At 73.0% G+C, this 13,601-nt stretch carries 11 protein-coding genes and 1 tRNA gene; 7 read left to right on the forward strand and 5 right to left on the reverse strand.

What is annotated here, in order from left to right:
• Positions 1 to 3: 3 nt before the first annotated feature.
• Positions 4 to 1,569 (reverse strand): DUF4407 domain-containing protein, encoded by a 1,566-nt coding sequence (locus tag ACQP10_RS30215; RefSeq protein WP_346019422.1) that lies wholly within the window; start codon positions 1,567 to 1,569, stop codon positions 4 to 6.
• A 234-nt stretch (positions 1,570 to 1,803) separates the two neighbouring features.
• Here ACQP10_RS30215 and ACQP10_RS30220 point away from each other — a divergent pair, with 234 nt between their 5' ends.
• The 3 genes from ACQP10_RS30220 (at position 1,804) to ACQP10_RS30230 (ending at position 6,714) form a co-directional block, all read left to right on the forward strand.
• Positions 1,804 to 3,234 (forward strand): hypothetical protein, encoded by a 1,431-nt coding sequence (locus ACQP10_RS30220; protein ID WP_346019421.1) that lies wholly within the window; start codon positions 1,804 to 1,806, stop codon positions 3,232 to 3,234.
• Positions 3,231 to 4,253: a hypothetical protein gene (locus tag ACQP10_RS30225; RefSeq protein ID WP_433540143.1), complete on the forward strand. Its 1,023-nt coding sequence runs from the start codon at positions 3,231 to 3,233 to the stop codon at positions 4,251 to 4,253. Before ACQP10_RS30220 ends, ACQP10_RS30225 begins: the two co-directional genes overlap by 4 nt.
• Positions 4,254 to 4,314: 61 nt before the next feature.
• On the forward strand, positions 4,315 to 6,714 hold the full coding sequence (locus tag ACQP10_RS30230; protein ID WP_346019419.1) for a hypothetical protein: 2,400 nt from the start codon (positions 4,315 to 4,317) through the stop codon (positions 6,712 to 6,714).
• 92 nt (positions 6,715 to 6,806) lie between these two features.
• Here the strand turns inward: ACQP10_RS30230 and ACQP10_RS30235 are convergent.
• Positions 6,807 to 6,883: transfer RNA gene (locus ACQP10_RS30235), tRNA-Lys, on the reverse strand.
• A 79-nt stretch (positions 6,884 to 6,962) separates the two neighbouring features.
• Positions 6,963 to 8,732: a hypothetical protein gene (locus ACQP10_RS30240; RefSeq protein ID WP_399500133.1), complete on the reverse strand. Its 1,770-nt coding sequence runs from the start codon at positions 8,730 to 8,732 to the stop codon at positions 6,963 to 6,965.
• 203 nt (positions 8,733 to 8,935) lie between these two features.
• Between ACQP10_RS30240 and ACQP10_RS30245 the strand changes: the two genes are divergently transcribed.
• The 4 genes from ACQP10_RS30245 to ACQP10_RS30260 all read left to right on the forward strand — a co-directional run bounded on the left by ACQP10_RS30245 (position 8,936) and on the right by ACQP10_RS30260 (position 11,946).
• The gene (locus tag ACQP10_RS30245; protein WP_346019417.1) at positions 8,936 to 9,787 is read left to right on the forward strand and encodes an AAA family ATPase; all 852 of its coding nucleotides are present in this window, start codon (positions 8,936 to 8,938) and stop codon (positions 9,785 to 9,787) included.
• Positions 9,788 to 9,821: 34 nt separating this feature from the next.
• Positions 9,822 to 11,243: a vWA domain-containing protein gene (locus tag ACQP10_RS30250; RefSeq protein WP_433540144.1), complete on the forward strand. Its 1,422-nt coding sequence runs from the start codon at positions 9,822 to 9,824 to the stop codon at positions 11,241 to 11,243.
• Between the two features lie 89 nt (positions 11,244 to 11,332).
• Positions 11,333 to 11,515, forward strand: a complete 183-nt coding sequence (locus ACQP10_RS30255) for a hypothetical protein (protein ID WP_346019415.1) — start codon at positions 11,333 to 11,335, stop codon at positions 11,513 to 11,515.
• On the forward strand, positions 11,512 to 11,946 hold the full coding sequence (locus ACQP10_RS30260) for a type II toxin-antitoxin system VapC family toxin (protein ID WP_346019414.1): 435 nt from the start codon (positions 11,512 to 11,514) through the stop codon (positions 11,944 to 11,946). The genes ACQP10_RS30255 and ACQP10_RS30260 overlap by 4 nt, the downstream gene beginning before the upstream one ends.
• A 49-nt stretch (positions 11,947 to 11,995) precedes the next feature.
• Here the strand turns inward: ACQP10_RS30260 and ACQP10_RS30265 are convergent, their stop codons facing one another.
• Together ACQP10_RS30265 and ACQP10_RS30270 are read right to left on the reverse strand one after the other, a co-directional pair.
• Entirely contained in the window at positions 11,996 to 12,772 is a 777-nt protein-coding gene (locus ACQP10_RS30265) for a neutral zinc metallopeptidase (RefSeq protein WP_389999936.1), read from the reverse strand.
• 159 nt (positions 12,773 to 12,931) lie between these two features.
• Positions 12,932 to 13,585, reverse strand: a complete 654-nt coding sequence (locus ACQP10_RS30270) for a dienelactone hydrolase family protein (RefSeq protein ID WP_433540145.1) — start codon at positions 13,583 to 13,585, stop codon at positions 12,932 to 12,934.
• Positions 13,586 to 13,601 lie beyond the last annotated feature (16 nt).

A 13,601-nucleotide genomic window follows, 5' to 3' on the forward strand; every position in this document is an offset into this window, starting at 1 on the left:
GCCTCAGTCCTCGTCGGGGAGCAGTTCGACGCCGCCCGAGCGCCCCGCACCCGATCCCGGCCCCGCGCCCGGTCCGGCGCCCGGGTCCGGTCCGGCGCCCGGGTCCGGTCTCCGCACGATGCGGGTGTCGGCCATCCCGCGCAGGGCCTGGTCCTCCAGGGGTTCGTACCCGTCGTCGGTCGGGGGGCCGTACTCGTCACGCGGAGAACGGTGCTCACCGCGCGGGGGACCGTACCCACCGCCGGAGGGCGGCCCGTACTCACCGGACCGGGGACCGTGCCCGCCGCCGTCATCGGACCGCTCGACCCGGGTGCCGTTCGGCCCGCGGGGCGTCCCCGTCTCCTCTCCGAAGGCGGGGCCGGACCGGGACGGCGCGTCCTGCGGGTGCGACCAGATGCTCCAGACGCTGTTCGACCCGCCGGACTCCGCCGGCCCGGACCGGGATCGCGAGCCGGAGCGGGTGCCGAACTCCTCGCGCACGCTGTCCATTTGCCGGCGTTCGGCGAGCGCGAGCGCCTTCTCGTAGACGCCGGGCCGCTGCATCAGCTTCACCGCGACCGGCAGGCACTCGATGAGCAGGAACAACGCGAACAGCAGCAGCCGGGCCGCGCTGAGGGTGAAGTCTTTTCCGGTCAGCTCGTTGAGCGCCCGGAGCCGGGTGAGCAGCCCGTCGGTGGCGAGGTTGTCCTCGTCGAAGGACCGCTGGATGCGGGCCTGCTGCTCGACCGCGGCGTCGAGCTGGCGCTGGGCCCTGGGCAGGGCGTCCTGCGCGGCGGCGAGCCGTATCCCCTTGGCCTGTTCCCCGGTCGAGTTCAGCTCCCGTTTGCGGTCCTCCATCTGCCGGGTGAGCAGCTCGATGCGGTCCTTGTCTTTCTCATAGGCGCGGCGGCTCTCCTGAGCGAGGGGACCATTGCCCTTTTTGGGGCAGTTCGCACCGCCATAGAGTTGGCACTGCCACTCTTTGTAGTGTTTGTCCGCCTGCTTCTGCTCATCGGCGCGCCGGGTGGACAGCGCCTTTATCTTCGGGTCCTGCTCCAGGTCGAGGGGGACGTCCCCGCCGGAGGAGATCACCTGCTGCAGGCCGGCCACCTCCTTGCGGAGCTGGTCGACGCTCTTGCCCACCGCGCCCTTCTCCTGCTGCACGGTGAAGGCGTCGGCGCGCCGCTGCTTCATCTCGGAGATCTGGGTGTCGATCTCCGCCTTGAAGACCTGCAGCACCAGGGGGGTGGAGATCACCAGGCCGAGCACGATGGCGATGGCGACGCGCGGCGCGGCCAGCGCCCAGCGGTTCGGCGCGTCGGCCCTGATGGTGGAGACGAGCCACCGGTCGAGGCTGAGGATGGCCAGGCCCCACAGGAGGGCGACGACGACGGCGAGGACGATGTTGACGCCGAGCGCGCTGTTGAGGGCGAACGTCATGGAGACGGCGGCGAGCACGCTCGTGGTGAGGACCGCGCCCCCGATGCCCTCGAACTTGCCGCGTTCGGTGGGGCACGTCCGGAGAACCTCGGGGCGCGCCCCCGAGAGCGCGATCAGCACCGCGGACAGCGCGGCCAGGAAACGTCGCATACCCCTCCTCGGAAAGGAAGTCGTACCGCGCCGGCATCGATCGGAACGCCGCGGGCCCCCTCGAAGGGGCTATCATAGGCGCCCAATGTCACATTTCCGGATGCCCAGTGGGATTTCATCGACGAAACTCGCGGAACTTTATTCGGATAGCTCGTCATAGCATTCTATAAGCCGACTAATCGGGATATTAGGGACGCGGCGCAGCTGATACGACATACCTACGGAGGACTCCCCGTGCCGGAGCCCGACAGGGACCTGACCAGGAAGGCGATCGCCCAGGCTCTGGCCGGCCTCGCCGACACCGGCCACCTCACCGTGGTGGAGGTCGCCGCCGACGGCGTCACCACGTTCCTGCTCCACCGGGACGGCAACGGCCGCCCCCGCGGCCGGAGCTGGCCGGCGACCTGGCCGGACCTCGCGGGCGAGCACGGGTGGGACGCCGATCCGGCCGCGGCCCGGGAGGCCGTGCTCCGCGCGGCCCGCGTCCACCCGTCCCCCGCCGACGTGATCCTCGTGGCCGCGTCCGCCGACCCGAGGGCCGAGCGGGCCCTCGACTGGCTGCGCGCGGCGCATCCCGCCGCGCAGGTGCTGCGCGCCGACGCCCCGACCGCCGCGCTGGTCCGGGAGGTCATGACGGACGATCCGCTGACCAGGCCGTACGAGCTGGTGGTCCTCCTCGCCGATCCGGGCACCGGCAGGCTCCGGCTGACCGGCAGGCGGCTCTTCCCCATCGGCTCCCGCCCGGGGGCCCGGACCCGGGTCGCCCTCCGCTGCACGGAGCCGGGCGCGCACGGCACCGCGCTGGCCGTGGTCACCTGGCAGGGCCCGGAGCCGCGGCTGCTGTCCCTCCAGTCCGCTCCGCTCGCACCCGGCCGGTACGAGGTGACCGCCGAGCTGGTACGGCCCGGCCGGGTACGGTTCACCGGCCTGCCCGCGCTCTCCCCCGACCACCGCGACTGGGAACAGCTCGTCGGCTCGCTCCCGGACCGACTGCCGGGGCGCGCCGGTCCGGCGCACCTCGTCTGCGCGGTGGAGGTCTGCGGGGCCGACGACCAGGTCGCGGAACGGCTGAGCCGGGCACGCCAGATGATCAGTTTCGCCTCCGGAGAGCTCGGCGACCTGCTCCGGGTCTCCCTCCTCGCCTACGCGGCGCACTCCTTCGACCCGTCGGCGCCGGAGCACCCGGTGCGGGTCGCCGCCTGGAACACCGACGCCGGGGAGGCCCTGGACGCGCTCGGCGAGCTGGAGGAGCAGGGGGCGGTGACCAGGGGATATCCGTACCACCCGCAGGCGGCGCAACTGGAGGACGTGCTCGCCGCGGTGACCGGACGGCTCGGCCAGGCCGGCCCGGCGCCCGCCGTCGTCCTCACGGTCGGGGGCCGCCCGCCGCACCCGCCGCGCACCGACCGGTCCAGGATCCTGCCCTGCCCCCGCCGGCACGACTGGCGGAATCTGGTCGCCGTCCTGCGGCAGCGGCCGGGCACGACGCTGGGCGCGATCTGCGACCACGCCGCCGGCCAGGCGCATCGGCTGTGGCACGAGCTCGGCGCGACGGCGCTGGCCCATCTGGAGGCGGTGGACGTGCGCGGGCTGGCCGCCGACCTCGGCCTGACCGCCCCCTCAGCGGTCCACCTCCCGTTCCCCCTGCTCGACGAGACGGAGTGACGACGCCCATGCAGCCCGACCCGAGCCGGGGACGCCCCGATCACGACATCGCCATGTGGGGCGCCCCCGGCAGTGGCAAGACCACCCTGCTGGCGGCGCTGTACATCGCCCTGACCAGGAGCGGCAACGGCTGGAAGATCGTCGGCTCCGACCCCGCGTCGTCGGACTACCTGGTCGAGCGGACCAAAGACCTATTGCAGGGCAAGGTGTTCCCCGAGGCGAGCATGGCCCTGGAGCGCTACCACTGGTCGCTCATCGGCCCCCCTCCCCGTAAGACCGGCTTCTGGAACAGGAAGGCCAAGCCGGGGCAACCGCCCAGGATCGGCATCGGCATGATCGACGCCCCCGGAGGGTTGTTCGGCGCGGGGCAGCGCCCGGCGGGCGGCCCGAGCCCCCAGGACGGCTCGGGGGACCCGCGCCGGCAGGAGCTGCTGGACAACCTGGAGCACAGCCGGGGAATCGTCTTCCTCTTCGACCCGATCAGGGAGTTCACCTACGGGGACGCCTTCGACCACATGTATCCCCCGCTCACCCGGCTCGCCGAGCGGATGCTCGCCGCCGGCGAGTTCACCGATGGGAAGCTGCCGCACCACATCGCCGTGTGCGTCACCAAGTTCGACGACCCCCGGGTGCTGGAGACGGCCGAGGCCCGGGGGCTGCTCACCACGGACGACGACGACCCGTACCGGCTGCCGCGGGTGGCCGGCGACGACGCGCGGGAGCTGTTCCACGAGCTGTGCCAGGTGTCGGCCACCGGCAGCGCCGACATGGTGCTCAAGACGCTCGACCAGTACTTCCACCCCGACCGGATCCGCTTCTTCGCCACCTCCTCGATCGGCTTCTACGTCGACCGGCGCGCCAGGCGTTTCGACTGGGACGACTTCCAGAACATGCTCCCGGGAGAGGCCGACGAGGACTCCCGCATCCGGGGGCAGCTGTATCCGATCAACGTGGTGGAGCCCATGCTCTGGCTGGGACAGCGACTCGCCGCGCTCCGGCCTACGAAGGGGGTCTCGTGACCGGCCGTACGGCGGGACCCCGGCGCGGGACGCCCGCCGTACGACCGGGGAAGGAGGTCTCGTGACCGGTCACGAGATCGGGTTCGAGTGGGCGCTGGAGGGGAAACGGCCCGGCGCCCACAACGACTACGAGCTGCTCTCCTGGAGCGACGGCCGCCTCGGGCCCGAGGTCTTCGAGGAGATCAGGAACAGGTTCGCCACCGGCCTGTCGGCGGACCTGCCCCAGCTGACGGTCGCGGTCGCGGCGACCAGGGAGCGCGAGCGGGTGTCGCGTCACGTCGTGCTCGCGATCCAGGAGTGGTCCGGGCACCGGGACGCCACCAACCGGAAGATCGCCTACACCCGCTGGTTCTACGTCCCGTACGAGGAGCTGGCCGCCCACCGGGTGTCCTACGAGGCGCTCTACCGCGCCCTCGCGCGCCTGCCGGTGGCCCCGTCCGCCCCGCCGGTCGTACGGGTGCCCGAGTCCGATCCCGCGGTGCTCGACCCCGGGCCGGACGCGCGGTGCGCCGCCGCGCTGCTGCTGACCGGGCGGCCCGTCTGCGTGGTGGGCGCGGACGGGGTTCCCATGATCGAACGGCTGCGCTTCCTGGACACCGTCGCCGCGCTCCTGCCGTACGGCATGCGGACGCGGCTGACCGCGGCGACCTGGGTCAGCAGCACGGCCCGGCACCGGATCAGACTGTCCTTCGCGCGGCACGCGCCGGGGGACGCCTATGAGGTGGGATGGGGCCGCGGAACGGAGGTCGCCTGGAGGGACAGCCCGGCGAACGTGTACCTGGACCTGCTGACCAGGACCGACGTCCGCATCGAGGACATGATGGAGGGCCTCGCCCGGGATACCGAGCCCCTGTCGTTCGGCCCCGGTGACCTGCCGCGCGCCGTACGGTTGCTCGAACGCTCGGGTTATCCCGAGGAGGTGCTGTCCTCCGCCGGCTCCGAGGCCGACACGGGGTGGGAGGCGGAGGGGCCGGGGGCGGTCCCCGCCGGCACGGCGGGGTTCCGGAACGCCGTGCCCGGTGCCGGGGAGCCGGAACCGGTTCCGGCGGCCGGCGCCCCGTGGTCCGGAGCGCCTCCGCTCGCCCTGGAACCGGGTGAGGGGCGGGAGCCCGACGAGGCGCGGCCCACTTCGCCCGTCGGCAGGCTGACCTCGCTTGTGAGCACACCGTGGAGACGGCTGAGCCGGGGCGCCGGCGAGACGCGGGCCGTACGCCCGCCCGGCGCGACGCTCGACACCGCGCCCGGAAGCCGGACCGCACCCCCGCTCGGCATCACGTCCGGGAGCCGGGCCGCCCCCGCGATCGAACCCGCGACCGGGAGCCGGGCCGCGCCGACGATGTCCTACCAGCCGGCCGCCGTCCCGGGGCCGGGTGCCATACCGCCCTCGATGCAGGACAACCTCGGCGGGCTGAGACAGGCGGACCACGCGAAACGACTCGGGCCCGCCTGGGGCCCGCACGGCAGGCTCACCCTGGCCGCGGCGTTCATGGCGCTGGCCGTCACCCTGATCGCCGTCGGCGCCGTCGCGATGGTGAGCGCCTCCGGCGGTGATCCGCCCGCCGAAGAGGGCGCGGCCGGAACGGAACCGGACGTGGTCGTCGTCCAGGCCCCGGCCGGGCGGCGGGACGAGTTCGCCAGGTATCTCGTGGCCGAGGCCGTCCGGCGGGCGGGCCACCGGCTCGAGGTCCGGTTGAGCGACACCCCCGCCGCGGCCGCGCCCGCCGCGGAACCGGCCGTGGTGCTCATGGCGGCCCCTCCCCCGGATCCCGTCCCGCCGGACGACGCCGCGCCGGCGCCTCCGGTGAACCCGCTGGCGGCGCAGGGGTTCTCGGAGGTCGCCACCGTTCCGGTCCCGGACCCGTACGTCCTGGTCTACGACGCCGCACGGACCGGGCCCGAGGATGTGGCGGCGGTCCTGACGGGTCAGGACGGGAAGGCCCGGGTGTCGGTGCCGGACGCCTCTCCCGACGGCCTCTCCGGGGAGGTTCCCGGGCGGATCCTGCGGGACCGCTATCCCCGGCTGAAGCCGAGGACCGTCCCGGCGGCCGATCCGCTGCGCGATCTCCGGAAGGGAGAGGTCGAGGCCGCTCTCGTGCCCCGGGAGGTCGCCGGAGGCTATTCCAGGTCCGAGGCGCTCTCCGAGCCTCCGGACCGGTCGCTGCTCGTGCTGGCCAACCGGGCCGTCGGCCGCGGGCTGCGCGACGCGCTGGGCGAGGTCGCCCGGTCCGTCGATCCCGGCAAGCTGGTGTCGGCGGGGTTCGACTCCCCGGCACCGGCGGCGGTCAGGCTGGTCGAGTCGGTCCTGCCGCCGCCCGCCGCCCCCCGTTCCGCGGATCGGGAGGACGACCGGGAGCGGGACGATTCACAGCTCGCCCTCATCCTGATCGTCGGCGGGGCCGTCATCGGGTTCCTGGCCCTCCTGCTGGCCCTCCGGCTGCCGTCCAGGATCGAACCGCACTGAGACGGCGACGTGAGGAGATCCGTACTCGAAGCCCCGCCGGAGGGGTGAATCGAAAAACCCCGGCTCGATCACACCGAGCCGGGGTTTCCCGTTGGTGCGCCGCCAGGGACTCGAACCCCGGACCCGCTGATTAAGAGTCAGCTGCTCTAACCAACTGAGCTAGCGGCGCGTGAAGCCCTTGAAGAATAGCGCACTCCGCCGGACGATCCGAACCGGAATCCGGTGACCGCCCGGCGGGCGCACACCCCCTACGCGCAGCCGGAGCCGGAGCCGGTCCAGGCCGTCCACCCCTGCCGGGCCCCGCCCTCGCCCGTGACCGTCCAGCCCGCCGGGGGCAGGGCCGTCGGGGGTGCGATGACGGTGCAGGCGCCTGCCGGCGGGAGCCGCCGGGCTCCGTCGAAACGCTCCAGTTCCGTCCACCACACCCGATGGACCAGCGGCACCCAGACATGCCACCGCACCCGGAGGTCCACCGCCACCCGGCCCGCGGCCGGAACCGGAAACGGGTCCCCGCCCGCCGCGGACGCGGGAGCCGGGGCCAGATGCACGACGAACGCGATATTGATCGCCGCCAGCACGGCCGCCACCACCGGCAGGCGGCCGCGACGGCGGGGAAGGAGGGCGGCGGCGGCCAGTACGGCCAGCATGGCGAGGGCCGTCGCCGAGGCGGCGGTCATGTCGAGCGAGTCGCGCACGCCGCTGAGGAAGATCACCTCCGGGAAGTCGAAGGCGATGAAGGCGTAACGTCCGAGCCGGTCACCGGCGTACCAGGCGGCCACGCCTCCGGTCCCCGCCATCAGGGCGGCGGCCGCCAGCGCGTGACGCGGCACCGTCAGGCGCCGGGCGCGGACCAGGGTGACGATCCCGATCAGCGTCCAGGCCACCGCGACACAGGCCGTGTACCGGCCGTAGGCGTAGTTGCCCACCCGGTGCTCGTCCGGCAGCGCGGCCGAGGACGCGTACGCGACGCCCAGCGTCACCAGCGCCAGGGTCGCCGCCGAGACGCGCCGGCCGGGCGGGACACCCCGCCGTGCCAGCAGGACGGCCACGCCTCCGAAGCCGACGCCCGCCAGCCCCCAGGTGCCGACGATCAGGTACCAGAGCTGACCGGCCGCCCCGGACAGCGCCCATGCCTGCCCTTCGAGGCTGGTGAGGCGGGTCACCAGCAGGCCCGCCAGGTCACGCGGTCCGCCAGGGTACAGCTCGGCGGAGAGCGCGCCGTTGAGCAGCGTGCCCACGGCCGCCACCGCCGCCGCCACGCCCAGCGCCGCGAACCCGGCCCGGCGCGGCACCCGTCCGCTCACCAGCAGTGCGACCACGATCAGCACCGACACCGCCAGGATCACCGTGCCGCGCAGGTGCACCGCCATCGCGAAGGCCGCCAGCCCGCCCGCGGCCGCTCCGGCGGGGAGCGAACCCCGCTCGGCGAGGTCGTACAGCGCGACCAGCAGGCCGAGCACCAGGGTGGGCAGGATCGCGTCGGCCAGCGCCAGCCCGGAGAACAGCAGCAGCGCCGGCGAGAGGCCGGCCGCGAACGCCATGGCCAGGGCCGCCTTCCTCTCCAGCCCCCAGCGCCGCACCAGCATGTACGCCAGCGGGAACGCACCGGCCGCCGTGATGGACCCGATCCCCACCACCAGCCGGTAGACCTGCGTGGGATCGGAGGTCAGCCAGAAGGCCGGAACGAGCAGCAGCGGATAACCGCCCTGGTAGAACGTGGAGCCGCTGAAGTCCGCCCCCGGGCCTCCGGCCAGCCACCGCGCCGCGGCGAGATAACCCGTCTCGTCCGGATTCGCCACCGGCCCGGTGTGATACCTGAACAGCCACAGCCGCAGCCCCACCTGGGCGGCGAAACCGGCGGCCAGGAGCCACCACGGCCATCGGTGACCGCGACGGGCCCTTCGCCGGGCGGGTGGCGGCGCGAGGGGCCGGACGACAGATGTGGACAGCATGATCTCCTCCGGATCCGGCGCGGGGACGTTCCCGGCTCCGGTCGAGGAGTCCAGCAAAAGATCCATAACTCGCCCGTAACCGGAAACGGTTATCCGGACGTCACACGGCCCCCCGGCCGGGCGGGCGGCCCCCTCCGGGTTCGGCCACCGCGGCCCGGCCCAGTCGCCGCGGGCATGATCGGCGGCTACGCTAGAACAACATTCGGTCCCGTCCGAATCCGCCCGCGCCCGTCCGAAGCGTCCGTCCGAAGTCCTGTCCGGGAGCACACATGTGGTTCGCCTCGCCCGCCGACGTCCGCGACCGGCTCGCCGCCGCGGACTACCTCTCCGACGACTCCATCGCGACCTCGGTGTTCCTGGCCGGCGCGCTCGGCAAGCCGCTGCTGGCCGAGGGCCCGGCGGGGGTGGGCAAGACCCAGCTCGCCAAGGCCGTGTCGGCGGCGACCGGGGCCGCGCTGGTCCGGCTCCAGTGCTACGAGGGGCTGGACGAGGCCCGGGCGCTGTACGAGTGGAACTACAAGAAACAGCTCCTGCGCATCCAGGCGGGCGGCGGCGAGGGCTGGGACGCCGCTCACGACGACATCTTCACCGAGGAGTTCCTGCTGGAGCGGCCGCTGCTGCGGGCGATCCGCGCCGAGACCCCGACCGTCCTGCTGATCGACGAGATCGACAAGGCCGACGTCGAGGTGGAGGGCCTGCTGCTGGAGGTCCTGTCCGACTACCAGGTCACGATCCCCGAACTGGGCACGATCACCGCCACGCGCCGGCCGTACGTGGTGCTGACCTCCAACGCCAGCCGCGAGCTGTCGGAGGCGCTCAAGCGGCGCTGCCTCTACCTGCACCTGGAGTACCCGACGCCGGAGCGCGAGCGGGACATCGTGCTGACGCAGGTGCCCGGCATCGAGGCGGATCTGGCCGAACGGCTCGCCCGTACGGTCGCCACGATGCGCGCCCTGGAGCTGAAGAAGTCGCCCTCCATCGCCGAGACCATCGACTGGGCCAACACCCTGCTCGCCCTCGGGCGGACCGAGCTGGACGAGGCGACCGTGGACGCGACCCTGGGGGTGGTGCTCAAGCACGCCTCCGACCAGACGCGGACCCGCAAGGAGCTCGGCCTGTGACCGGCCGGGGCGATGCCCGGCAGGGAGCCGGGCGGTGAGCCTGCTGGACCGGCACGTCGGCTTCGTGCGCGCGCTGCGCGAGGCCGGGCTGCCGGTGTCGCCGGCCGAGGGACTGGACGCCGCTCGGGCGCTACTGGTCGTCGACCTGGCCGAGCGCGAGTCGCTGCGCGCCGCCTACGCCGCCACGCTGGTCAAGCGGCCGTCGTACCGGCCGGGGTTCGACGCGCTCTTCGACCTGTGGTTCCCCGCCGCGACCACCGCCCCGCACGCCCTCCCGGACCCGGAGCACCCCCGGGACCCGCGCGCCGGGGCCCCTGGCGCGGACCTCTCCGAAAGCGCGGACCTCTCCGAAAGCGCGGACCCGGGGACCGCCGCGCTGCCCGAGCTGCGCGACCGGCTGGCGGAGCTGCTGCTGGACGCCGAGGGCATGGACGCCTTCGCCCGGGCCATGGTGGAGCGCTTCGGCCGCCAGGCCGCCTCACCCGGCCGGCAGAACTGGTTCTCCTACCCGGTGCTGCGCGCGCTGTCCCCCGAGACGCTCATCGCCCGGCTGCTGGCCGAGGTCCTGGCCGGGCGGGAGCGCGGCGGCCTGGCCGAGAAGGTGGCCCGGCGGCGAATCGGCGACAACATCCGGCGCTTCGAGGAGGCCGTCGCCACCGACGTGCGCCGCCGGATCGCCGAGGAGTCGGGGATCGAGCGGATCGCGCGCTCCGCCGTACGGCCGCCGCTGGAGCAGGTGGACTTCCTCCGGATCACCCGGGCGGACCTGGCGAGGCTGCGCCGGGAGGTCCACCCGCTCGCCCGGCGGCTGGCCGCCCGGCTGACGGTCAGGAACCGGACCGGCCACCGGGGCCGCCTGGACTTCCGCCGGACCGTACGGGCCTCGCTGTCCAGCGGCGGCGTGCCGCTGGCCGTCTTCAACCGGCCGCGCCGCCCGCACCGGCCCGAGCTGGTCGTCCTGTGCGACGTCAGCGACTCGGTCGCCTCCTTCGCCCACTTCACGCTGCTGCTGACCTACGCGTTGCGCGAGCAGTTCGCCAAGGTCAGGGCGTTCGGGTTCGTGGACACCGTGGACGAGATCACCCGCTTCTTCACCCCCGGCGCCGACGTGGCCGAGGCGATGACGCGGATGGCGGCCGAGGCCGACATGGTGCGGTTCGGCCGGACCGACTACGGCCATGCCTTCGAGCGGTTCGCCGAGCGGTACGGCGACGCCGTGGGGCCGAAGACGTCCCTGCTGATCCTGGGCGACGCCCGGTCCAACTACCAGCCGCCCGCCCTGGAGACGCTCCGCGGCCTGGTCCGCGAGGCCCGGCACGTCCACTGGCTCAACCCGGAGCCGGTGAGTCAGTGGGACACCGGCGACTCCCTGGCGAGCGCCTACGGCGCGGTCGTCCCGATGCGCGAGTGCCGCAACGTCGTCCAACTCGCCGCCTTCGTCGAGAACCTGGCCTGACGGCTCATGTCACGCTCCGGCATCAAATCGATGCGACTGGTCAGACCAAGTCTCGCTGCCGCCGAGAGGCGACCGCCTACACTGAAGCCATGACGTTCGACGACGATGTCCGGAACGGCGCCTCCGCCGGGCAGTTCGACGAGCCCCGGCTTCCCAAGCACTTGGCGGCGCTTGTCGGCGCGCTTCAGGGGCCGCCCGACCTCGGCGCGAACCATGACGATTACCTGACGTACCCCCACCGCGAGGAGTCCGGAGGAGCGGTCATCGCGTGATCCTCTGTGACACCGGGCCGCTGGTCGCCGCCTTCAACAAAGCCGACAAGGATCATTCACGCTGCGTTCGGTTCCTGACACGGAACTGGACCAGACTGGTCGTTCCGTCGCTTGCCGTCACCGAGATATGCCACCTGCTGACCGACCCGGTACGCCGCGGCAGTCCGGCTCTCGCCGCGGAGTTCTGCGCCGCCATCGCCGACGATGAGCTTCGCGTCATCGAAGTCACCCCGCATGACTACCGACGGATGTCCGAGTTGCTCCTGGCCTACGCCTCATTACGGCTCCAGGCGGTCGATGCCTGTGTGATCGCGCTTGCCGAGCGTTTCGATCTACGGGAGGTCGCGACACTCGACCAGCGCGACTACCGGATCGTCGCCCCTCGGCATCTGCCCAAGGGGCAGCGTCTCACCGTTCTGCCGGAAAGCTGAGCCCAACGTCGTCCGGCGGGGGGACCTGCGGTGACCGGCCGTATCCCGATCACCGCAGGATCCACCGTTCGGCGGGGGCGGGGTAGCAGTTCTTGGCGCCCGACTCGAAGCCGTCACCGAAGGCGCGGGTGCGCTCGAACCCGCTGCCGTGGGCGGCCGGGTCGGTCCACGCGGTGCCGGGCAGGTCCCGGCCGGAGAAGACCGCCAGCGTGGCCTCGTCCAGGTCGCCCTCCTCCAGCAGGTTCTGCTGCGCCACCCACCGCGCCCAGGCTCCGGCGAAGCAGTCGGCCTGCAGTTCGCGCAGCACCCCCGTCTGCTCCTGGCGCGGCATCCGGGCCTGCATGGCGTGACCGAACTCGTGGGCCAGCACGAAGGAGGCGGCGAAGTCGCCGCCGCCGACGTAGTACGGGATCATCAGCCCGGACTCGTCCCAGGCGACGAAGTCCCCGGCCGGGCAGTAGAAGGCGTTGCGGGCGGGCGCGGGCCGGTCACCGCAGACCGGGCCGCCGCCCTCGTCGGAGCGGTAGTAGGTATAGGCCCGCGGCTTGCTGTAGGAGCCGCCCAGCTCAGGCACCTCATCACTCCAGTACCGCTCCAGGAGACCGAGCGTGACCGACAGGGTGCGCTGGTAGGCGGCGTAGTCGAAGGACGTGCGCCCGTCGGTGCCCAGCGGCGTCGAGTCCCCCCGGCTCGCGGTGGTGCCGCTCTTCTGCTCCCGATGCCGTTTGACGTCGTCGATCGCCTGCTTGATCACGTCGGTGATGCCGCGGTGCCCGCCGTCCCCCGCCGAGCAGGCCGGAAGCAGAAGCACCAGTGCGGCGATCACGGCGTACACCGCCCGGAACCGGGCGCGGGAACGAGGCGGGCGGGGGGTCGTCTTCGACATCACCCGCCCGCCGCTACCCAATCACTGACAAAACATCCATGGCGCACCTACCGGGGCGAACCATCCGCAACCCACCGGACGTTTCTCACCCGACGCCGCTCAGCGGATGCCCGCGAGGAAGCCGAGTACGCGCTCGGTGAGCAGCGCGGTGGCCTCCGCGTCGTACGTGGGCAGGCCCGGGTCGGCGAACAGGTGCCGGTCACCGGGGTAGAGGAACAACTCGGCGTCCTCGGCCTCCGCGACCAGGGCGCGGGCCGCGTCGAGGTCGCCCTCCTCGACGAAGAGCTCGTCGGCGTCCATGCCGTGGACCTGGACCGGAACCCCCTCCGGCCACACGCCGCCGAACTCCGAGACCGGCACGCAGGCGTGGAACAGCAGCGCGCCCTTCGCGCCGGGCCGCGTCTGGGCCAGCGACTGCGCCGGAAGGACACCGAGCGAGAACCCGGCGTAGACCAGTTCGCCGGGCAATCCCTCGGCGGCGGCCCGCCCGCGCTCGGTCAACACGTCGAACCCGACCTTCTGCGCGTGGGCCACGCTCTCCTCGAAGTCGTCGAAGACCCTCCCTTCGTACAGGTCCGGGACGTGGACGGTGTGCCCGGCCCGCCTGAGCTCCTCGGCGAACTCCAGCACCCCGGCCGTCAGCCCGTGCACATGGTGGAACAGCAGAACCTCGGCCATCTCGTTCCCTTCATCCGGCGGTGCCGCAACGGCTTCCGCCGGGGAACGAGTATGGCCGGGGGCACCGACAATCACGATGATTGGCCCCGAC

The sequence above is a fragment of the Streptosporangium sandarakinum genome (assembly GCF_050942225.1).
In the GTDB taxonomy this organism is placed as follows: Bacteria; Actinomycetota; Actinomycetes; order Streptosporangiales; family Streptosporangiaceae; genus Streptosporangium; species Streptosporangium nondiastaticum.